Below are 20,229 nucleotides of genomic sequence, written 5' to 3' on the forward strand. Positions count from 1 at the left end.
AGCTCGCGCACCGTGGCCCGGTGGCGCTGGCAGCGGGGTCTACTCCCAGCGGAAGAGCTTGAGGGCGAGCGCGAAGGTCGCGACACCCCAGACGACGAGCAGCGCGAGCTCGGGCGCGATCACGGCGAGCGGCGCCCCCTCGAGCATCACGCCGCGGAGCGCGTCGTTCAGCGCGGTGAGGGGCAAGGCCTGGACGAAAGGCTGGATCGCGTCGGGGAAGCGATCGGCCGAGAAGAAGACGCCGGAGCAGATCCACATCGGGAACGTGACGAGGTTGCCCAGGCCCGAGATGCCCTCGAGGGTCCGCGGCCGCGCCGCGATGAGCAGTCCGACCCCGGCGAACGACAGCGCGCCGACCACGGCGACCAGCGCGAGCGCCGCGAGCGAACCGGCGATCGGCACGCCGAGCACGAGGACCGCGAACAGGAGCAGGGCCACGACCTCGAGCGCCAGGAACACAAGCCGCGCCCCGAGGTGCGACGCGAGGAGCTGCCACCGCGGCATAGGCGACGCGACGAACAGCTTCAGGAGCTTGCCGATGCGCTGCTGCACGATGGCGACCCCGATCCCCCAGATCCCGGTCAACATCACGTTCATGCCGAGCAGCCCGGGCACCAGGAAATCGACGTAGCGGGAGCCCCTCTCGGCCTCGGTCACCTCGAGCGCGGCCGGGCGGAAGGCGTCGGCGCGCCCCGCCGCGCGCTGGAGCGCCTGGTCCACCTCGAGCCGGGCCAGGCGGCTCTCCGGCCGCGCCGGATCGAACCAGTACGTGGGCGGATCGGTGGCGAGCACGACCAGCGCGACCTTGCCCGTCCGGAGCTCCTGCTGCGCCTGCGCCCGCGGGACCACCCGCGGGACGACCTGCCCCGACGCCTCGAGCGCCGCGCGCCGCGGCTCGGCCCCGGCGCCCTCCTCGACGCTCACCCGCACGGGCTCCGCGGGCTGGTCCCTGAACGCGACGGCCAGCGCCGACGAGAGCAGGATCGGGAACACGAACATCCAGAAGATCGCCTCGGGCTCGCGCAGGAACTCCACCACCCGCGCCCGGATGAGGAGCGCGAGCGACGAGGCGCGCAGGGAGCGGAGCCACCGCGCCATCACGCGGCCTCGTCGTCCGCGAGCGTCCGCCCGGCGAGCGCCATGAACACGTCCTCCAGGCTCGCGTGGTGCGTCGCGAGCCGCTTCGGCGTGGCCCCGCGCGCCGCGCAGAGCGCGAGCAGCGGCGGGAGCACGCGCGCGACGTCGCGCACCGTCAGCCGGAGCGCCCCCTGCGCGGAGCGCACGGCCTCCACGCCCGGCAGCCCCATGAGCTCCTCCTCGGCGATCTCCGCGTCCACCTCGACCTCCACGACGTGCTCGGCGCCGAGCGAGGCGACGAGCGCCGCCGGCGTGCCGAGCGAGAGCAGCCGCCCCTGATCGACGATCCCCACGCGGTCGCAGAGGCGCGCGGCCTCCTCCATGTAGTGCGTGGTCAGGAGGATCGTGCGGCCACGGGCCTTCAGATCCTCGACGATGGCCCATATCTGACGGCGCGACGCGGGGTCGAGGCCGGTGCTCGGCTCGTCGAGGAACAGCACCTCCGGATCGCCCGCGAGCGCGCAGGCGAGCGACAGCCGCTGCTTCTGCCCGCCCGAGAGCGTGCGCACGAACGCGCTCGACTTTTCCTGCAAGGCCACCCAGCGCAGCGCCTGCTCCGGCTCGATGCCGCGCGGGTAGAAGCTGCGGAACAGCGCGATCACCTCGCCGACCCGGAGCTTGTCCGGGAAGCGCGTCTCCTGGAGCTGGATGCCGAGCCGCGCGCGCAGCGCGATGCCGTCCCCCACCCAGCGCTCGCCCAGCACCTCGACCTCGCCGGCGTCGGGGCGGGTCAGCCCCTCGAGGATCTCCACCGTGGTCGTCTTGCCCGCGCCGTTCGGGCCGAGCAGGCCGAAACACTCGCCGCGCTGCACCTCGAGGTCGAGCCCGTTCACGGCCACGACGTCCCCATAACGCTTGACCAGGCCGCGGCAGACCAGGGCGGGAGAGGCAGACACGGCACGTCTGTATCGCAGGGGACGGCAGAAAGGAACCGGGACACTTCAATCCAACGCGGCCTTCGGCGCGACCCATCACGGCCTTCGGCGCGACGACGTGTGCTGGGCGGAGGCGCCCCCGGATCGCCCTCAGCAGATGAAGCGCACCTCCACGCGCCCACAGGAGCGCCGGAAAATTCGACGGACGACGCGACCTATCGCCTCTCCGGAGAATCGAATCTCACCAGACACCTGCGGCGAGCGCGTCGAGCGTGGCCCTGCAAGGAACCATCCGGTCCGGAATCGTGGTTGGCGCCGGTCTGCAAGCTCAGAGCGACGGAGTGGGGGGGCGCGTGGTGAGCGATGAAGAGGGAGTGGTGCCCGTGCACTGCGGCGAGGTCATCGCAGACCGCTACCGGGTCGAGCGGCCTCTTGGCATCGGCGGGATGGGGGCCGTCGTCGCGGCGCGGCACCTGTCGCTGGGCGAGCTGGTGGCCGTCAAATTCATGCGGCCGGAGCACTGCGGCAACGCGGCGCTGCTGAGGCGGTTCCAGCGCGAGGCGCGCGGGATGTTCCGGATGAAGACGGAGCACGTGCCGCGGATCTACGACCTGGGCGCGCTCGCCCCGAGGCCGGGGATCGCGCTGCCGGTGCCGTACATCGTGATGGAGCACCTCTCGGGCAACGATCTCCGCTCGATCCTCGAACGCCGCGGGCGGCTGCCGGTCGACGAGGCGGCGGAGTACGTCCGTCAGGCCTGCGTTGCCCTGACGGAGGCGCACGCGCTCGGGATGGTGCACCGGGACCTCAAGCCCGCGAACCTGTTCCTGACGTACCGGATCGACGGCACGCCGCTCCTCAAGGTGCTCGACTTCGGCGTCGCGAAGTTCATGAGCGCGAAGCCGGAGCACGACGGGCTCGAGATGACGACGACGCGGTCGGTCATGGGTTCCCGCCGCTACATGGCGCCAGAGCAGATGCTGACGCCCAAGGACATCGATCTGCGCGCGGATCTGTGGGCGCTCGGGGTCGTGCTCTACCAGCTCGTGAGCGGCACGCTGCCGTTCGGCGCGGAGACGCTGGAGCAGTTCGTGCTGGTCGTGTCAGAGAAGGCGCCCCGGCCGCTCCGGAACGCGTGCGCCGATCTGCCCGAGGGGTTCGAGGAGATCGTGATGCGCTGCCTCGAGAAGGACCGGACGCGCCGCCCCGCCTCGGCCCGCGAGCTCGCGGCCGCGCTCGCGCCGTTCGCGCTGCGCGGAGCGCCCGACGCGACGCTGCCCACGGGGGTGCACCGGAGCAAACCGACGTTCACGTGGCTGGACGATGGGCCTCCCACGACCGCCGCGCGGCCGCCCACGAACTCCGCTTTGCCGGCCACGCCCTCCGCTCGGCCGGCCGCGACCTCCGCGCGGCCGCCCACGACGGCCTCCGGGCCTGCCGAGACGAGGCGCGAGGGCCGCCGCCCCAGGCGAACCTGGCTGGCGGCGACGGCCGGCGCGGTCTCCGCGAGCGCCACGCTGGCCGCGATCCTCCTGTCGCCCGGGTGGCCGCGGGCAGCGGGTTTGACCTGGGCCGACGGCGCCGGTGCGCAGCACCTCGCGGGGGTGCCGCAGGGGCTCGCCGCGGAGCCGAAGGGGAACGCTGTGGCAGCCGGGTCGTTCCAGGGGCCGGATGACACGGCCGAAGGTGCGCTGCACGACGGCGCTGCCAGCGCGTGCGATGCTCCCCAGGCCGACGCCAGAGGTGCGCGCCCGGCCGCCCGCAGCGGAGCCGACGCCGTCCTGTCCACGAGGGCCGCGCCGCCCGCACGGGCGAATGCGGGGAGTACGGGGAGCACGCAGCGCGCGCCGGCGCGCGGGGCGCACGCGTCTGGGTCCTCACCGGCGCCCGCCGCTGGCGCCGCGGTGCGGACGGCGGCGGATGCGCCGGCGCCCGCCCGGGGCGCGGCGGCAGGCGCGCCGTCCCTCGTGGCGACGCCCGGCAGCGGCGCTGAAGCCGCGGCGGCGGTGGTGGGCGCGCCGGACAGCCCGTGGTAATCGCCATGCGCCGAGGAGCCCTGCCGAAGGTCCCCTGCTGCTCGCGCCCGCGCGGGCTCGCTTCCGCCCTCGCGGCCCTGTCGCTGTCGCTCGCGCCGGCGAGCGGCCAGGCCGGCGAGCCCGGTCCGGCGCAGTCCGAGACGGCACAGACGAGCCCCAACCTCGGACAGCCCAACCTCGGACAGCCCAAACCCAACCCGGGACAGCCCAACCCGGGACAGCCGGGCGGACACAAGGAGCAGGTGCTCGCGCTCTATCAGGCTGCGACGCGCCTGCTCGAGGCGGGCCGCATCGCCGAGGCATGTGCCATGCTCGAGCAGGGCCGGACGCTCGATCCAACCGCCCTCAACCTCCTCCTGCGGCTCGGCGAGTGCCTCGCGCGCACAGGCAAGACCGCGGGCGCCTGGAACGTCTTCAGCGAGACCGCGGCCATCGCGAAGAGCGCGGGAGACCCCCGCGCTGCGCGCGCGGCCGCGCTCGCGGCGGCGCTCGAGCCGAGGCTCTCGCGGATGGCGATCGCCGTGCCCCCCGGGAGCGCCGCGCCGGGGCTGGAGATCCGCCGCAACGGCGTGCTGCTCCTGCCCTCCCAGTGGGGACAGGCGCTCCCGGTCGACCCGGGGACGCACACGGTCGAGGCGAAGGCGCCCGGCAGGAAGCGCTGGTCGGTCGTGCGCGCCGTCCCACCCGACGGCGCGGCCGTCGTCATCGACGTGCCCCTCCTGCAGCAGGAGCCGCCCCCGCGCGCGCTCACCGCCGCGACGAAAGGCCCCACTCCCGTCCTGCCGCTCGACGACCGCGGAGGCGGCGCCGGCGCAGGGCGCGCGCAGCGCCTGATCGCGCTCGCGACCGGCGGCGCCGGCCTCGTCGGGCTCGGCCTTGGCGCCGTGTTCGGCGCGGAGGCGATCGCCCGCAGGGACGCCTCGAACCGCGGCCACTGCGACGCGCGGAGCCGCTGCGACGCTGTCGGGGTCGCGCTCCGCGAGGACGCGCAGAAGGCCGGCACCGCCTCGACGATCGCGTTCTCGACCGGCACCGCCGCGCTGCTCGCGGCCGGCCTGCTCCTCTGGACCGCCCCGCCCAGCGCCGCCGGCCCGCCCTCGCGCCGCGCCATAGCGGCGGCCGCCGCCGGTCCCGGCGGGTTCTCCCTTGTCGTGGGCGGGAGGTATTGACGTGGGCGCGCGCGGCACGACCGGGCTCGGCCTGCGGTTCACCCTCGTGGCGCTCGGCTGCGCCGGCTGCAACGCGCTGCTCGGGCTCGAGGACGGCATCCTCGTGGAGGAGGGCTGCGCGCCGCTTTCGACCATCGCTTGCTACAGCGGGCCGCCGGCGACCGAGGGGGTCGGCGCCTGCCAGACCGGCCTCATGCGGTGCAACGCCGCCGGCGACGGCTACGGCCCCTGCGAGGGCGAGGTGACGCCTGCGCCGGAGCGCTGCGGCAACGCGGCCGACGATGACTGCGACGGCGCGATCGACGAGGTGGACGGCGACAGCGGCGGGACCGAGGATCCCGCGGCCGACGGCGGCAGCGCCGTCTGCGCCTGCGCCCCCGGGACCGTCGAGCCGTGCCCGTACGGAGGACCGCCGGGCACCGTGGGCGTCGGCGCGTGCAGCGCCGGCCGGCGGACGTGCGGGCTCGACGGCCGGTGGGGCGCCTGCGCCGGCGAGGTCACGCCGCGCGTCGAGGACTGCACAACGCCGGCCGACGAGGACTGCAACGGCGGATGGGACTGCGGCGCGGTGCTCCCCGGCGGACCGCTCAGCGCGCTCCTCGGCGGCGCAGGCCAGGAGCGGGCGCGCGCGCTCGCGGCGGGCCCCGGGGGCTTCGCGATCCTAGGCGGCGAGTTCGAGGGCTCCCTCGACCTCGGCGCAGGGCAGATCGCGAGCAGCGCCGAGCAGGACGTCTTCGTGGCGCGGCTCGATCCGGACGGCGCCGTGCTGTGGACGCGCCGGCTCGTCGACGAGGGGCGAGGCTCGCTGCAGGCGCTCGCGGTGGATCGCGATGGAGAGGTCGCGATCACGGGCGAGCTCGTGGGGGTGATGAGCGCCGTGGGGCTCACCGCCGGCACGCCGCAGGGGTTCGTGATCAAGCTGGACGCCGAGGGCGGGCTGCGCTGGGGGGCGAGGCTCTCTGGCAGGCCGCAGGACGTCGCGGTCTCGACGGCAGGCGAGGTCGTGGTCGTGTCGACGCTGATGGAGCCCAGCGGGACCGACGTGGCGGTGACCAAGCTCAGCGCGGCGGGCCTGCCGCTCTGGACGCAGCAGTTCGGCGGCGCGGGGATACAGGAGCCGACGGGCGTGGCGGTGGACCCGCGCGGGGATGTGGTCATGACAGGGACCTTCGAAGGCGAGCTCCAGCTCGGCGAGGAGGCGCCCCGGCTCTTGTCCGCGGGGATGAGCGACGTGTTCCTGGCCAAGCTCGACGAGCGCGGCGGGCACATCGCGTCGCTGGCGTTCGGCGACGGCCGCCGGCAGCACGGGGGCGACATCGAGATCGGACAGAGCGGCGAGATCGCGCTGAGCGGGACGTTCGAGGGCCTGCTCGATCTCGGCGGCAACGCCCTGTTCTCGGAGGGGATGTCGGCGTTCGTGGCCGAGCTCGGGCCTGCGCGAGAGCACCGCTTCAGCCGGGCTTACCCCGCGGAGCGGCCGCCGCGCCTCGCGCTCGAGGCGGACGGCGGGCTCGTCCTGGCGGGCGACGTCGAGGGCCCGACCCACCTCGGCGGGGGGCCGCTCGACGGCGCCGGCGGCGGCAGCGACATCGTCGTGGCGCGGTTCGACGCCGGGGGGCGCCACGTCTGGAGCAAGCGGCTCGGGCCGGGCGCCGGGAGCAGCGGCGGGCGCCGGTCCGCGGCGGGGGTCGCGTCGTTCGTGGACCGCGGCCACGTCCTGCTCGCCGGGACCGTGGAGGGCAGCGTGGACCTCGACGGCACCACGGCGCAGTCGACCTGGTCCGACATCCTGGTGGTCAGGCTCTCGCCGTAGGGCGCCGGCGATCCCTGGCAGGTTCGCGTCCGGCAGGACCGCTCATCGCAGGGGGCTGCTCGGCGCGCGCGACCCTTGATGGTCGCCGTCAGGACGGTACGCGACAAAACAGGACAGGCGATCTCGACGAGATCGCCTGTCCTGCCCGGCCGGCTCGGATCACCTCAGGATCGATGGCGCACGACGCCGGCTCGGCGCCTGAGAGCCATCACTGGCAGGTGCCCAGGCACTCGAGGTACGGGCTGCACGTCGCATCGCCTTCGCAGGCGGCCGCGGCGGCCTCGATGCAGGCATCGTCCTCGGCGAGCTCATTCAGGCACGCCACGCAGTCGGCGTTGTTCGCATCCAGGTTGATGGTGCCGTCATCGTTGCAGACGTCGGTCGTGGCATCGGTGGTATCGCACACGCTGGCGCACGTGGCGTCAGCCGTGCAACCGCACGCCTCGAACCCGTGAATCCCGAGGGCCTCCAGCCCTTCCGCGTATGTCTCATCACAGCAGTCCAAGCACTCGTCCTCGGTCCCGGAGTCGGAGCACTCCTCGCCCCCGCCCGTGCCGCCCTCGCCCGTCCCGCCTGATCCACCCTCGCCCGTGGTGGCCGAGGACGTGGTGGTGGTCGAGCCCGAGGAGCCACCCGAGCCGCCGTCGCCGCTCGTGTCGCCATCACCGCTCGTGACCGTACAGGCCGCCATCATACCCACGCTGACCAGGATCGCTGCGAAACCGAAAGCTTTCATGAATCCACCTCCAGACGAGTAGGGTCGCGCCGCTCGGCTCGTAACTCGGCAATACACGTCGAGCGACGTCGCCGGAACACGCTTCCTGTGCACTTCAACGCCACCGTCGGCGCCGGGCGCTGTTCCTACACCAGAATTTTACGTGATGGTATCTGCTTCGTGCCTACAGCTGCGCCTCTGCGCCGCAAGCGGTCGCGCGAGGAGCACACATGTCTCTGCACAATGTGCGCACAATCCACCGCGACAGATCGGTTGTCAGCAGTTTTATGCAGCAGGAGCAGACCCTAGCACAGGGCAGGTGCGGGAGATCAAGCGGCTCCGCGTGGATAACCTGCTCCAGGGGAACGCGCTGGGCACGCGGACGACCTCAACAGCAAAGGTGAGAGAGGAGGCGCCCACCAGAGCTCGCTGGTGGCCTGTCGCCCTCCGAACAATCGAGATCTCGATGGAGCAGCGGCGAGCTCTCGGCCCTTTTGCGTGCGTGCGCGGTGTTACGAGCCGCCCGCGGCGCGCCGCATGGCGCAGTCGAGGTCGCCTTTGCAGGGGTCGCCCGCTGTACGCGCGCCGCCCTGGCTCGCCGGCGGCGCGGCGGTCGCCGGTCCGCTGCTCTCCGCGGCGCGCTTCGCCGACGCCTTGCCCCCGGCTGCGGGGGCGGCGGCTGCGGCCTTCGCCCCGCGCTCGCGCGCCTTGTCGCCCTTCTTCTTGGCCGGAGGCGCCTCGGCGGGCGCGGCCGCGGCCTTCGCCTCCACCTTCGGCAGCTGCGCCAGCGCCGCGCTCGCCGCGTGCCGCACGCCGGGCTGCGCAGCCGCCTGGAGCGTCTCACGCGGGGCGCCGAACCACACCGCGCTGGCGACGACCGCCGCCCCGAGGACGCCCACGATTCCGTAGCGCACGCCCGCGGCCCGCCGCGCGCGCGGCGGGCGCAGGTCGATCGGGACCTCGGAGGGCACGGGCGTGAGATCGGGCGGCCTGAACGCCGGCAGCTCGGAAGGCACGCCGAACGGAAAGATCTCCAGGTAGCTGCTGCGCTCTCCGTCGCCCGCGGCGGACCCGTGGCCATCCACCATTCCGGAGCTCCTCGCGCCGTGATCGGCCCGCGCGCGGCTCTTGGTGGAGGCGTCCTTCTCCACCGCGAGCAGCGCGCTCAGGGAGATCACCACCGAGTTCTCGTCCCGCGGCCCGGCGGCGACGCCGTCCGGCGCCGCTCCGCCGCTCGTGGTTCGGCCATCCGTCTCGCCGGGCAAGTGATTCGTGCTTCTCATAGGCTCCACCCCGCCTGCCCTCCGTGTCGACCGAGCACAGGGCGCAGACAGCATCTATCAGTGTACTCGCCATCTGCCGCTCTTGATACAAGTTTTTTACTGCACTGGAGAGCACACCTCCTCGCCACAGCGCCGGAGCACGCAGCGCTCGTGCGCGCAGCGGCCAGAGCGCCCCACACCGTGTTGGCTCAAGCGACATCGGGCGTGACGACCCCGGGCGAGGTCGCGCGTGCGCGTGCGCGTCCAACCGCCCCACTCCCGGCCGCTCCCGCGCCCTGCGTGCGGCGCATCACACCGGCACCGTAACCGGGGCGAAATCTCGAGCGGAACGGGAACAACGATGGATCGCTCGGCGCGCTTTGTGGCCAGAAATCCAAACGGCCTGAGGAAAACGCACCGCGCCTCCCGGCCGGGCGACATTTCACGTCGACGAAACCTCGACGAAACATGGCACTCGGCATAAGGCCTTTCACCACGACGTCGTGTGGCTGGCCCTTGTCCGGGGACCGCGCTCTGCTGTGCAGGGCGGCCCTCCGGAGTGTCCAGCCGGGAGTCTCCAGTGGCCGGCTCCCGAACTCCCAACGGCTCTTGTGCAGTCGAATCGCCGCGCCGCGTCGATGCAGGGCATTGGACGCGCCCTCGGCACCCAAGGAGGATGCGTTGAATATGTACACGTCTGGATTGGACGTTGAGGATCGGCCGGCGTCGGGCACCTCTCGGCGTCGGGCGCTCTGCGTCGCGATGGCGGCGCTCGCCGGCGCGGCCCTGCTCTCTGCCTGCGGCAAGGCGAACGAGGAGGCTCCTGCGCCCGGGACGGCGCCCGTGGCGCCCGCCTCGGACAGCGGCTCCATCAAGGTCGGCGTGCTCCACTCGCTGAGCGGCACCATGTCGATCAGCGAGGTGGCCGTGAAGGACGCGACGCTGCTCGCCATCGAGGAGATCAACAAGGCGGGCGGCGTGCTCGGCAAGCAGCTCGTGCCCGTGGTCGAGGACGGCGCCAGCGACTGGCCCACGTTCAACGAGAAGGCCAGGAAGCTCGTGCAGCAGGACGCCGTGGCGGTCGTGTTCGGCGGCTGGACCAGCGCCAGCCGCAAGGCGATGCTGCCCTCGTTCGAGGAGCTGAACGGCCTGCTCTTCTACCCGGTCCAGTACGAGGGCCTGGAGCAGTCGCCCAACATCTTCTACACCGGCGCCGAGCCGAGCCAGCAGATCGTCCCCGCGGTCAACTACCTGCTCGAGAAGGGCAAGAAGCGCATTTACCTGCTCGGCTCCGACTACGTCTTTCCGCGCACGGCCAACAAGATCATCAAGGCTCAGCTCGCGGCGAAGGGCGGTGAGCTCGCCGGCGAGGAGTACCTGCCGCTCGGCGGGACCGAGGTCAGCACGATCATCAGCAAGATCAGCGCGGCCAAGCCGGACGCGATCTTCAACACGCTGAACGGCGACAGCAACGTGGCGTTCTTCAAGCAGTTCAAGGACGCCGGTTACACCGCCGACAAGCTGCCGGTCCTCTCGGTGAGCGTCGCCGAGGAGGAGGTGCGCGGCATCGGCGCCGACAACATCGCCGGACACCTCGTCTCGTGGAACTACTACCAGACGACGGACACCCCCGAGAACAAGAAGTTCGTCGACGCGTACAAGGCCAAATACGGCGCCACGCGCGTCACGGACGACCCCATCGAGGCGGGCTACTTCGGGGTCTATCTGTGGAAGATGGCCGTCGAGAAGGCGAAGTCGACCGAGGTCGCCAAGGTGAAGGAGGCCGTGAAGGCGGGAGGCATCGAGTACGCCGCGCCCGAGGGCCTGGTCCGGCTCGACGGGACGAACCAGCACACCTGGAAGACGGTCCGTATCGGCGCGGTCCGGAAGGACGGCCTCATCGACGAGGTGTGGAGCTCGGGCAAGCCGGTCCAGCCGGATCCGTACCTGAGCGCGTACCCCTGGGCGAAGGAGCTGGCCGCGAAGTAGCGTGGCGCGAGCGCAAAGCCCGAAGCCCGGACCACGGAGCCGCGGAGGGCGCTGGGCCTCGTCATGATGCCCTCTGTACCTCCGCAGCTCGAACCTCTCTGTGCGCGGCGTCTCGATCGGTTGGGTGCTCTAGAATGAACGAAGTTCTCCTCCACGCCTTCAATGGCCTGAGCCTGGGCTCGATCCTCCTGCTCATATCGATGGGCCTCGCGTTCTCCTTCGGGCTCATGAACGTGATCAACATGGCCCACGGCGAGTTCATCATGGCGGGGGCCTACACGACGTACGTCATCGGGCACCACGTCGCGCCGGTCGTCGGGGGGACCGAGGCCGGGCTCTGGTTCCTGCTCGCGCTGCCGGCCTCGTTCCTCGTGGCCGGCGTGCTCGGGCTCCTGCTCGAGCTCTCGATGGTTCGCTTCCTCTACGGCAGGCCGCTCGACACGCTGCTCGCCACGTGGGGGGTCGGGCTCGTGCTGCAGCAGGCCGCCCGGAGCCTGTTCGGCGCGTCCAACGTGCAGGTCTCGAGCCCATCGTGGCTGAGCGGCGGCGTGGCGCTCTCGGGCGGTGTCCAGCTGCCTTACAAGCGGGTCTTCCTCATCGCGCTCGTGATCGCGTGCATCGCCGCCGTCTACACGTACCTGCACCGCTCCGCGGGCGGCAGGCGGCTGCGGGCGGTCATGCAGAACCGCGAGATGGCCTCGTGCCTCGGCGTCCGCTCGCGCCGGGTCGACGCCGCGACGTTCGCGCTCGGCGCCGGGCTCGCCGGGATCGCGGGGTGCGCGCTGACGCAGCTCGGCTCGATCGGGCCGTCGCTCGGGACGAACTACATCGTCGACGCCTTCATGGTGGTCATCCTCGGCGGCCTCGGGCGGCTGCCTGGCACGGTGGTGGCTGCGCTCGTGATCGGCGTCGCGAACACGCTGCTCGAGCTCTCGACGACGGCGTCGCTCGGCAAGGCGCTCGTGTTCGCGCTGGTGATCGCCTTCTTGCAGTGGCGTCCGACAGGCCTGCTCGCCCTGCGCACACGATAGGAGAGGACACGGACATGGCCCCTCGAGACTCCGCCCTTCGCAATTTCGTCTGGACCTGGGGAGCGCCCCTCGCCGTGGCGTTGCCGCTCCTCGTCGCGCCGCTCGTGCTCTCCGACTTCCGCCTGAACCTGCTCGGCAAGTTCCTCACGTACGCCATCGTCGCCCTGGGCCTCGATCTGATCTGGGGCTATGGCGGGATGCTGAGCCTCGGGCAGGGGCTCTTCTTCGGCCTCGGCGGCTACGCGATGGCGATGTACCTGAAGCTGGAGACGTCCGGCTCGCGCCTGCCTGATTTCATGAGCTGGAGCGGCCTCGAGGCGCTGCCGCTCTTCTGGGAGCCGTTCCGCTCGCCGGTCGTGGCCCTCTGCGCCGTCGTCCTCCTGCCGATGGCGATCGCGTCCGCGGTGGGTTATCTCGTCTTCCGGAGCCGCGTCCAGGGGGTCTATTTCTCGCTGATCACCCAGGCGCTGACGCTGATCGCGTCGATCCTCTTCATCGGCCAGCAGGCGTTGACGGGCGGCACGAACGGGATCACGAACCTGAAGACGATCTTCGGCTTCGCGCGGGGGGCAGCCGGGACGCAGACGGTGCTCTATTTCGTGACGCTCTTCTGCCTCGGGGCGCTCTATCTCCTGTGCCGGAAGCTCACCCAGTCGCGCTTCGGGCGCCTGCTCGTGGCGATGCGGGACGACGAGAACCGGGTGCGCTTCCTCGGTTACAACCCGGTCACGCTGAAGACGCTTGTGTTCGCGCTGTCGGCGGGCATGGCGGGCATCGCGGGCGCGCTGTTCGTCTGCCAGGTCGGCCTCATCTCGCCCTCGTCGATGGGCGTGATCCCGTCGGTCGAGATGGTGACCTGGGTGGCTGTCGGCGGGCGCGGCACGCTGATCGGCGCGGTCGTCGGGGCGATCCTGGTCAGCCTGGGCAAGAGCGCGCTCAGCGAGTCGTACCCCGAGGTGTGGCAGCTCGGCTTCGGCGCGCTCTTCGCGGCGTCGGTCATGCTGCTCCCGAAGGGCGTCTCGGGCTTCCTGCAGCGGCACGCCGCGAAGCTCTCGCGCCGCGATACGGGCAGCGCGGCGGGGCCGGCGGGCGGGGATGAGGTTGACCCGGCGGCGGGCCCAGAGGCGCCGGCGACGACGGGGCGCTGAGGGGAGGCGCGGAGATGAGCGAAAACGAGCGCGGAGACGAGGAGAGGAGCAGCGCGATGAGCCGCGGCAACATCGTCGAGGTCCAGCGGGTGACGGTGAGCTTCGACGGCTTCAAGGTGCTGGACGAGCTCGACTTTTCCATCCAGCGCGGGGAGCTCCGGTTCCTGATCGGGCCGAACGGCGCGGGGAAGACGACGCTGCTCGACATCCTGACGGGCAAGACGAAGCCGTCGAGCGGACGTGTGGTGTTCCACGGAGGTGGGGAGTCCGGACAGGAGGCCGTGGAGGTGAATCGCCTGCCGGAGCACGCCCTTGTGCGGCTCGGGATCGGGCGGAAGTTCCAGACGCCGGCGGTGTTCGGGAGCCTCACGGTGCTCGAGAACCTGGAGGCGGCGATGGGCTTCCGGGAGAGCGCGCCGGGCCTGCTCCGCGGGCTGTCAGCGCAGCAAGAGAAAGAGATCTCCGAGACGCTCGATCGCGTCGGGCTCCGGCGGCGCGCGGACGTGCGGGCCGCGGTGCTCGCGCACGGGGAGCGGCAATGGCTGGAGATCGGCATGCTGCTCGTGCAGCAGCCGAAGCTGCTCCTGCTTGACGAGCCGGTGGCGGGGATGACCCGGCGCGAGCGCGACCGCACGGGGGAGCTCGTCCAGGAGATCGCGAAGCAGCGGTCGGTGCTGGTGGTGGAGCACGACATGGAGTTCGTGCGGCGCTACGCGAGCACGGTGACGGTGCTGCACGCCGGCAGGCGGCTGTGCGAGGGGCCCGTGGAGGAGGTCCAGGGCAACGCGAAGGTGATCGAGGTCTACCTCGGGCGGGCGCACGACGCGGGGCGCGCGCGGGGCGGGGCCAAAGCGCCGGCTGAGGCTCAGGCGGAGGAGCGGTAGCAGCATGCTGGTTGTCGAGGATCTCGCGGTCTATTACGAGGAGAGCTGCATCCTGTCGCAGGTCAGCCTGGACGTGGCGCCCGGGCGGGTGTCGTGCCTGCTGGGCCGCAACGGGGTCGGCAAGACGACGTTGCTCAAGGCGATCATGGGCGTGCTGAAGCCACGGCGCGGCAAGGTGACGCTCGACGGGGCGGACCTCACGGCGAGATCGCCGAGCGACAGGGCTCGCGCGGGGATAGGCTATGTGCCGCAGGGGCGAGGGATCTTCCCGTACCTGACGGTGCGAGAGAACCTGCTCATGGGCTTCGAGGCGAAGAGCGATCCGACGCCTAACCCGGCTGCGCTGGAAGAGATGATGGAGATGTTCCCCATCCTCAAGAAGTTTCACGCGCGGGCGGCCGGGACGCTGAGCGGCGGGCAGCAACAGCAGCTCTCGCTCGCGCGGGTGCTGCTGAGGAAGCCGAAGCTGCTCTTGCTGGACGAGCCGACGGAGGGGATCCAGCCCTCGATCATGCAGGAGATCGGGGAGGTCATCAAGGGGCTCGGGAAGAAGGGGGATATGGCAATACTGCTCGTGGAGCAGTTTCTGGATTTCGCGCTCTCGACGGCGAGCGAGTACCTCATCATGGATAACGGGGGGATCGTGCGGCGGGGGAGCGTGGCCGAGTTCGACGACGAGATCGCCAGGGAATTCCTGGCAGTGTGAGGGGCCCCTCGAGGGCGGCCCGGCCCAGGGAGAGGGAGTTCGCGGCGTGGCGCTGGGCGGGGGCCCCGCCGAACTCGCCTGGGACGTCCTCTCTCCGGCGCGCTGCGCACGCCGGAGAGAGGACGTCAATTGGGCTCGGACATCGGCCCGTCCCCCGCCCAGCGCCACGCCGCGAACTCCCTCTCCCTGGGCCTACGGTGGGTCGATGAGCGGATCGTTCACCGCAGGGCTTCCGCGAGGGAGGCTTCAGGGTTCACTGTTTTTGCTCTTCGATCTCGGAGGCGTCGGAGCAGCCGAGCTTGCGCTGCAAGTCCTTACGCGTCTCCGGTGATACTGGCATGTGCTGTATCATGGCGAGCACCCATTCCGCATCCCGCCGAAATGCGACCCACTGGGCGAAGTCGTCGAGGGCTCGTCCCGAGCGCGCCATCATGAACGGCACCAGGTCGTCCAGCAAGGGCAGCTCGTTGGCGGCGATCCACAGAAACTGAAACGGCGAGGGCCCGATGCGGTAACAGCCGGGCGCGAAGCGCTCCAGCGCCCACACGCCGGGCAGCCACGACGGCACGTCGGGAGCGACGATCCACAGAGGCTCCTCGCCCATCCAGGGCGGCGAGCTCGCTTCGATGCGCTCGATCTCGCGCACCTGCCGCCGCAGCTAGGCGGCATGCTCGTAATTTCACGAGCGGAGGCGACATGGAGAGAGGGTGCAGCCAAGGGCGTGGCGGAGCTCGACGACGAGATCGGGCGCACGCCGAACGAGACGCGAGAGCGGTCCGCAAGCAGATCCGCGCCTGGTGGCAGGACGTAATGGATCCGCACGGTCTGAACGGGATGAAACTGCGCACCGTCGAGATTCGGCACATCGGCACGGAGGCAGCCTCTCGCGCGCGAGCCGGCAGAGCGTCGCGCGTCCTCTTCCCCGAGAACGCGGACGTCGCGAGCTCATCCAGCTGTCCTACGTGGAGGTCGAGGTGCTCCCCCGGGAGGTGTGGACGTGCTCGCCAGGGGCGGTCGATGCGGAGCCAGCCGCGAGCACGAGGCTACGCCAGCGCTTGCTCGGCGCTCGTCGCGGTCACCGCCTGGTCAAGCCATCGCTCCAGCGTGGCCGGCTCCGAGCAGGCGTCGATCTGGGCCTCTAGCGCCGCGCTGAGCGCAAGCCCACGCCGCGCCAGGACCCTGCGGAGCGCCGCGCGCGCTTCCGTCAGACGGCCTTGCTCCTGGCCCTTCTCGAGCCCTTGCTCGATCCCCTCCTGGATGAGCTGTGCCTTGACCTCCGGGCTATCGGCGAGCAAGGCGCGAAGGATCCACTGCCTGCGCGCCTCGATCTCCGGGTCGTCGGAGCGAGCGAAGCGTCGCAGCAAGTCCTCACGGGTCTGCGGTGACATCGGCAGGTACTCTAGCATAGAGATCACCCATTCCACTTCCCGCCGCGGTGCCACCCACCAGGCGAACTCGTCAAGGGCTTGTCCGGAGCGAGCCACCAGGAACGGTACGAGCTCGTCACGCAGCGGTAGCTCGTTGGCGGCGATCCAGAGAAACTGAAACGGCGACGGCCCGACGCGGTAGCAGCCAGGAGAGAACCGCTCCGGCGCCCGCGCAACGTACAGCCACGACGGCAAGCGGGGAGCGACGACCCAGAGGGGCTCTTCGCCCATCCAGAGCGGCTCGCACGCGTAGATGCGCTCGATCTCGCGCGCCAGCCTGCGCAGCGTCGCGCGCTTGATCTCCCCGATGTCGACGTGGTCGCCGGCCATCTTGATCTCGACGAGCACCTCGTCATGGTCGCACGCCGCCGGCCAGGGCGCGGCGAGACGAGCGAGGCCGTCAGGCCGCAGCACACGGAGGTAACCGTCGGCCTGAACGCGCTCGAGTCGCACCTCGGGCGGCCGGTGCCATGCGGCGGAGCCCTCGGTGACGCGCGGGGTGTCCTCAGCGAAGGTGAGCTTCGCGAACCCGTCAAGCTTGCCCACGGCGGTCTTGATATCAACTCACCGACGGCGACGCACTTCAAATAAGCGATCTGCACGGCAGATAAAGAGAGATGCATTCGCAACCCTGTGCGCAAGAGCGTGAGAGCGGGTGACCTGACCCCGGCGCCGCGGGCGACACGTCACGCTCGGTCGGAGCGGCCGCGGAGCGACAGCGCCCGAGAGCAGCGCGACGGTAGGCCTCGGTGAGGCGCACGCCGTCGAGCCGGCCAAGGCACTGCGCAGCGGGAACACCTCAACGGGAGCCAGGGAGCGCATGCCGCGGAAGGTAGTGGCCTGAGCTGCCCCGGAGCACGCTTGCGACGGAGTGGAACTACGCGGCGGGTGGAGGCGAGCAGCGGGAGTATCCGTGGTCGAATCCGGCGAGCTCGACGACGATCGATAACCGTCATGCGGTGGTTGACCGCACCGGGGACGCGTCTGCCCCCGGCGCGTGTGCCACCACGACCCCCACCACGTGCCGGGTGCTCCGAGGCGAGGGCTTCGGCCTCGGTGTGCAGTCCCTGCTCTCGTCCGTTCGATGGCAGCGAGCAGCAAGCGATCACGCCGCTGGGCATCATGGCTGTGCGTGGCCGAAAGCCCCATACCGAAACGCAGATCCTTCGTCTGCGTCGGCAGCGCAGGGGCTGGCTCTCTCGTGAGGGGCACGCTTGATCGAATTCGTCGCGCGAGTCGTCATGATGTCGCTCCGACCAACGGGAAACGCGCTAGGCTCGCTGGTCGCCTCCTACGAAACAACTCCGGTCAGCGACGACGACTTCTCACTCGACAGGCATAATTTGTCGCTTCGAGCCTACTTGAAGAGCAAGATCTCGATCTCCATGACGCCCAACCGTTAAATTCCGCCACAAATGTGAGAGAGCCCTCAGCGGGGATGCTGCAGGTCGGCCGGAAGGGGCGGCCGTCGTCACGCCGACCCGCTCGTTCCAGAAGGGTGAAGCGCGTCGAGCGCGACCATACCGCTGGAGGCGGCGCAGCTGCGCGCGTCGCCGGGTAAGATCGCGGGCGCGCGCCGCGGTGGACAGCGCGGGGAGAGTGGCCAAAGAGGAGATATGAAGAGCAAGCGCACGCGTCGGTGGTGGTGGGCGGCATCGGCCTTCATGGCAAGCGGCTGCACGGCGATACTGGGGCTGGACAAGGACTATCACCCGTTCGAAGGCGCAGGCGGCGACACCGTCTCCGGCGGAGGCGACGCAAGCTCGGGCCGCGGCGGCGCCGGCAATGGCAGCGGCGCCGGCGCCAGCGCCGGCGAGTGCACGCGCGGCGACGCGCGGTGCTCGGACAACCGGCTAGAGCGGTGCAACGACCGCGGTCAGTGGGACGCCCCGGAGCCGTGTCCTGCGGAGGCGCCAGTGTGCAGCGGAGGGGCGTGCACGACGCCCCCGAGCTGCGAAGGGCTGCCATCGACGTGCGGGCCGGGCGAAAGCGAGAGCTGCTGCGCGAGCGCGGTGGTGCCCGGGGGGACCTTCGACCGCGGCAACGATGCTGCATATCCAGCGACGGTGAGCGACTTCCGGCTGGATCGCTTCGAGGTGACTGTGGGGAGGTTCCGGAGGTTCTTCGAGGCGTACCCCGGTAGCCAGCCCGCGGCCGACGCGGGAGCGCACCCGGGCATCCAGGGGAGCGGGTGGAACCCGGCCTGGAACAGCGAGCTGCCCCCGGATGCGGCGGCGCTGCAAGCAGCGGTGATGTGCAATCCGGACAACGCGGACATGCGGACGTGGACGGAGGAGGCGGACGCCCAAGAGCACCTGCCGATGAACTGCGTGAGCTGGTATGTCGCCTTCGCGTTCTGCGCGTGGGACGGGGGCCGGTTCCCGACAGAAGCCGAGTGGAACTACGCGGCGGCCGGCGGGGACGAGCAGCGGCAGTATCCGTGGTCGAATCCGCCGGAGTCGACGACCATCGACGCGAGCTACGCCTCCTACGATTGCAGGGAGAGCACGGCGCCCGGCTGCACATTCCAGAGCGACTTCAGCGACATCGTGCACGTCGGGTCCCGCTCGCCGAAGGGCGACGGGCGGTGGACGCAGGCGGATCTCGGCGGGAGCATGCGGGAGTGGGTGCTGGATGGGTACGGGACGTATCCGGCGGAATGCGTCGACTGCGCCAGCCTGACGGACACCTCGAACCGGGTGGTCCGCGGCGGGAGCAGCTTCGGCACGCCGAGCTATCTGCTGACGTCCGAGCGGGTCAGCGTCGCGCCGTCGGCGCCCTATTACAGCCTCGGCGTGCGGTGCGCGAGGACGCCGTAGCGGCGGCGCTCAGCCGAAGAAGTCGAACGCCGTCCCGGCGCCCCGTTCGCGCGCAGCGGCGTAGATGACCCGCGCGAGCGCGACGTCCTGGATCGCGAGCCCGGTCGAGTCGAACACGGTGATGGCCGCATCGCCACGCCCGCTCAGCTTGCCCGCGACGACCTCGCCGAGCGTGCCCTGGATGTGCTCGCGGCGCAGGGCGCCCCCGCGCAGCGGCACGTTGATCTCGCCGCTCTCCGTCGCCTGGTGCCAGTCGTCGATGATCACGCGCGCATCCCGGAGGATGCCCGGATCGAGCTCCTGCTTGCCGGGCGCATCGGCGCCCATCGCGTTGATGTGCGCCCCCGGAAGGACCCACGCGCGCTGAACGACCGGCGCGCGGGCGGGCGTGGACGTGCAGAGGATGTCGCAGCCGGAGGCCTCTTCCACCGAGACGGCGCGCCCGCCCGACTCGGCCGCGAACCGCTCGCTCGCCTCGCTCGACACGTCCGCGGTGAGCACCTCGAGCCGATCGCCATAGACGGCTCGGTGGGCGTCGAGCAGGAAGCGCGCCTGCACGCCGCAACCGATGAAGCCGAGCGTCCTCGGGTTCGGCCGCGCAAGGTGCTTCGACGCGATCGCCGCCGCCGCGCCCGTCCGCACCGCCGTGAGGCGCGTCGCATCCATCACGGCGAGGGGCACCGCTGTGGCCGGATCGCTCAGGATGTAGAGCCCCATCACGGACGGTAAGCCGAAGCGCGCAGGGTTCTTCGGGTGCGAGTTGACCCACTTCACACCCGCCGCGCCGTCGGCGTAAGCCGGCATCGCACGGAGATCACCATCGTGGGCCGGGAGCCCCAGATAGACCTTCGGCGGCATCGCTGCCTCGCCGCGGCCGTGCGCCGCAAACGCCGCCTCGACCGCGGCGACGGCCGCCTCCATGGCGAGGAGAGAGGCTACATCGGACTGGGAGAGGAGCAGTGTCTTTTCGGGCTTCATCGGACGCGACCGTACGCGAGGGCGCCACCGAACGCACGTGTTCCGGCGGCGGGCCGGTGGGCTCGCATGCTACGCGCGCCGCCTCGGTACGCCCTCTTTCCGCGAAACGGGCCGCTGTCCTGCGCGGATCGCGCATGACGAGCGCGGCGCGCGGCAAACGCGGCGCACCAACGAACACGGATGCCGTGAACCGGGGGTTGGCAGGCGAAGCCGTTGCACTGAAGATGGTGCGGCGCTGCG

16 protein-coding genes are annotated in these 20,229 nt (G+C 71.2%); 9 read left to right on the top strand and 7 right to left on the bottom strand.

Translation table 11 applies throughout. The features are described from left to right. Positions 1-39: 39 nt before the first annotated feature. Together WME79_RS31425 and WME79_RS31430 are read right to left on the bottom strand one after the other, a co-directional pair. Positions 40-1,098, bottom strand: a complete 1,059-nt coding sequence (locus WME79_RS31425; protein ID WP_437522330.1) for an ABC transporter permease — start codon at positions 1,096-1,098, stop codon at positions 40-42. After that, a complete protein-coding gene (locus tag WME79_RS31430) occupies positions 1,098-2,033 on the bottom strand; it encodes an ATP-binding cassette domain-containing protein (protein ID WP_437522332.1) in 936 nt (311 codons plus the stop codon). Before WME79_RS31430 ends, WME79_RS31425 begins: the two co-directional genes overlap by 1 nt. 356 nt (positions 2,034-2,389) lie before the next feature. Between WME79_RS31430 and WME79_RS31435 the strand changes: the two genes are divergently transcribed. From WME79_RS31435 to WME79_RS31445, 3 genes are read left to right on the top strand one after another with little or no spacing between them, the layout of a single operon-like run. Next, complete coding sequence (locus WME79_RS31435) at positions 2,390-4,048, top strand: protein kinase domain-containing protein (RefSeq protein ID WP_437522334.1); 1,659 nt, start codon at positions 2,390-2,392, stop codon at positions 4,046-4,048. A gap of 5 nt (positions 4,049-4,053) precedes the next feature. Beyond that, entirely contained in the window at positions 4,054-5,217 is a 1,164-nt protein-coding gene (locus WME79_RS31440; RefSeq protein WP_437522336.1) for a tetratricopeptide repeat protein, read from the top strand. Between the two features lies 1 nt (position 5,218). Further along, a complete protein-coding gene (locus WME79_RS31445; protein ID WP_437522337.1) occupies positions 5,219-7,030 on the top strand; it encodes an outer membrane protein assembly factor BamB family protein in 1,812 nt (603 codons plus the stop codon). A 208-nt stretch (positions 7,031-7,238) separates the two neighbouring features. Here the strand turns inward: WME79_RS31445 and WME79_RS31450 are convergent, their stop codons facing one another. Next, positions 7,239-7,766 (bottom strand): hypothetical protein, encoded by a 528-nt coding sequence (locus tag WME79_RS31450; protein WP_437522339.1) that lies wholly within the window; start codon positions 7,764-7,766, stop codon positions 7,239-7,241. A gap of 491 nt (positions 7,767-8,257) precedes the next feature. Beyond that, complete coding sequence (locus WME79_RS31455) at positions 8,258-9,028, bottom strand: hypothetical protein (RefSeq protein WP_437522341.1); 771 nt, start codon at positions 9,026-9,028, stop codon at positions 8,258-8,260. A gap of 666 nt (positions 9,029-9,694) precedes the next feature. On the opposite strand from WME79_RS31455, the gene urtA reads away from it, so the two are divergent. The 5 genes from urtA to urtE all read left to right on the top strand — a co-directional run bounded on the left by urtA (position 9,695) and on the right by urtE (position 14,765). Beyond that, the gene (gene urtA, locus WME79_RS31460) at positions 9,695-10,996 is read left to right on the top strand and encodes an urea ABC transporter substrate-binding protein (protein WP_437522343.1); all 1,302 of its coding nucleotides are present in this window, start codon (positions 9,695-9,697) and stop codon (positions 10,994-10,996) included. Between the two features lie 134 nt (positions 10,997-11,130). After that, positions 11,131-12,027, top strand: a complete 897-nt coding sequence (urtB, locus tag WME79_RS31465) for an urea ABC transporter permease subunit UrtB (protein WP_437522345.1) — start codon at positions 11,131-11,133, stop codon at positions 12,025-12,027. 14 nt (positions 12,028-12,041) lie between these two features. Continuing rightward, the gene (gene urtC / locus WME79_RS31470) at positions 12,042-13,175 is read left to right on the top strand and encodes an urea ABC transporter permease subunit UrtC (protein ID WP_437522347.1); all 1,134 of its coding nucleotides are present in this window, start codon (positions 12,042-12,044) and stop codon (positions 13,173-13,175) included. Between the two features lie 14 nt (positions 13,176-13,189). Further along, positions 13,190-14,059 carry an urea ABC transporter ATP-binding protein UrtD gene (gene urtD, locus WME79_RS31475; RefSeq protein ID WP_437522349.1) on the top strand — a complete coding sequence of 290 codons (870 nt, stop codon included), beginning with the start codon at positions 13,190-13,192 and terminating at the stop codon, positions 14,057-14,059. 4 nt (positions 14,060-14,063) lie between these two features. Then, positions 14,064-14,765 (top strand): urea ABC transporter ATP-binding subunit UrtE, encoded by a 702-nt coding sequence (gene urtE, locus WME79_RS31480; RefSeq protein WP_437522351.1) that lies wholly within the window; start codon positions 14,064-14,066, stop codon positions 14,763-14,765. Between the two features lie 253 nt (positions 14,766-15,018). Here the strand turns inward: urtE and WME79_RS31485 are convergent, their stop codons facing one another. Together WME79_RS31485 and WME79_RS31490 are read right to left on the bottom strand one after the other, a co-directional pair. Further along, on the bottom strand, positions 15,019-15,411 hold the full coding sequence (locus tag WME79_RS31485) for a hypothetical protein (protein ID WP_437522353.1): 393 nt from the start codon (positions 15,409-15,411) through the stop codon (positions 15,019-15,021). Positions 15,412-15,808: 397 nt separating this feature from the next. Further along, positions 15,809-16,738, bottom strand: coding sequence for a hypothetical protein (locus tag WME79_RS31490; RefSeq protein WP_437522354.1), 930 nt, complete (start codon positions 16,736-16,738; stop codon positions 15,809-15,811). A 1,070-nt stretch (positions 16,739-17,808) separates the two neighbouring features. On the opposite strand from WME79_RS31490, the gene WME79_RS31495 reads away from it, so the two are divergent. Beyond that, on the top strand, positions 17,809-19,011 hold the full coding sequence (locus WME79_RS31495; protein WP_437522356.1) for a formylglycine-generating enzyme family protein: 1,203 nt from the start codon (positions 17,809-17,811) through the stop codon (positions 19,009-19,011). A 9-nt stretch (positions 19,012-19,020) separates the two neighbouring features. Here WME79_RS31495 and WME79_RS31500 read toward each other — a convergent pair whose 3' ends face one another. Continuing rightward, complete coding sequence (locus tag WME79_RS31500) at positions 19,021-19,989, bottom strand: ornithine cyclodeaminase family protein (protein ID WP_437522358.1); 969 nt, start codon at positions 19,987-19,989, stop codon at positions 19,021-19,023. Positions 19,990-20,229: the final 240 nt, after the last annotated feature.

Source organism: Sorangium sp. So ce726, assembly GCF_051521405.1.
Taxonomy (GTDB): domain Bacteria; phylum Myxococcota_A; class Polyangia; order Polyangiales; family Polyangiaceae; genus Sorangium.

Bases quoted from the DNA above. Each gene is read 5' to 3' on its own strand.
- WME79_RS31425 (WP_437522330.1), bottom strand. From the start codon at position 1,098: ATGGCGCGGTGGCTCCGCTCCCTGCGCGCCTCGTCGCTCGCGCTCCTC.
- WME79_RS31455 (WP_437522341.1), bottom strand. From the start codon at position 9,028: ATGAGAAGCACGAATCACTTGCCCGGCGAGACGGATGGCCGAACCACG.
- WME79_RS31495 (WP_437522356.1), top strand. From the start codon at position 17,809: ATGAAGAGCAAGCGCACGCGTCGGTGGTGGTGGGCGGCATCGGCCTTC.
- WME79_RS31440 (WP_437522336.1), top strand. From the start codon at position 4,054: ATGCGCCGAGGAGCCCTGCCGAAGGTCCCCTGCTGCTCGCGCCCGCGC.
- urtD (WP_437522349.1), top strand. From the start codon at position 13,190: ATGAGCGAAAACGAGCGCGGAGACGAGGAGAGGAGCAGCGCGATGAGC.
- urtE (WP_437522351.1), top strand. From the start codon at position 14,064: ATGCTGGTTGTCGAGGATCTCGCGGTCTATTACGAGGAGAGCTGCATC.
- WME79_RS31500 (WP_437522358.1), bottom strand. From the start codon at position 19,989: ATGAAGCCCGAAAAGACACTGCTCCTCTCCCAGTCCGATGTAGCCTCT.
- urtB (WP_437522345.1), top strand. From the start codon at position 11,131: ATGAACGAAGTTCTCCTCCACGCCTTCAATGGCCTGAGCCTGGGCTCG.
- WME79_RS31450 (WP_437522339.1), bottom strand. From the start codon at position 7,766: ATGAAAGCTTTCGGTTTCGCAGCGATCCTGGTCAGCGTGGGTATGATG.
- urtC (WP_437522347.1), top strand. From the start codon at position 12,042: ATGGCCCCTCGAGACTCCGCCCTTCGCAATTTCGTCTGGACCTGGGGA.
- urtA (WP_437522343.1), top strand. From the start codon at position 9,695: ATGTACACGTCTGGATTGGACGTTGAGGATCGGCCGGCGTCGGGCACC.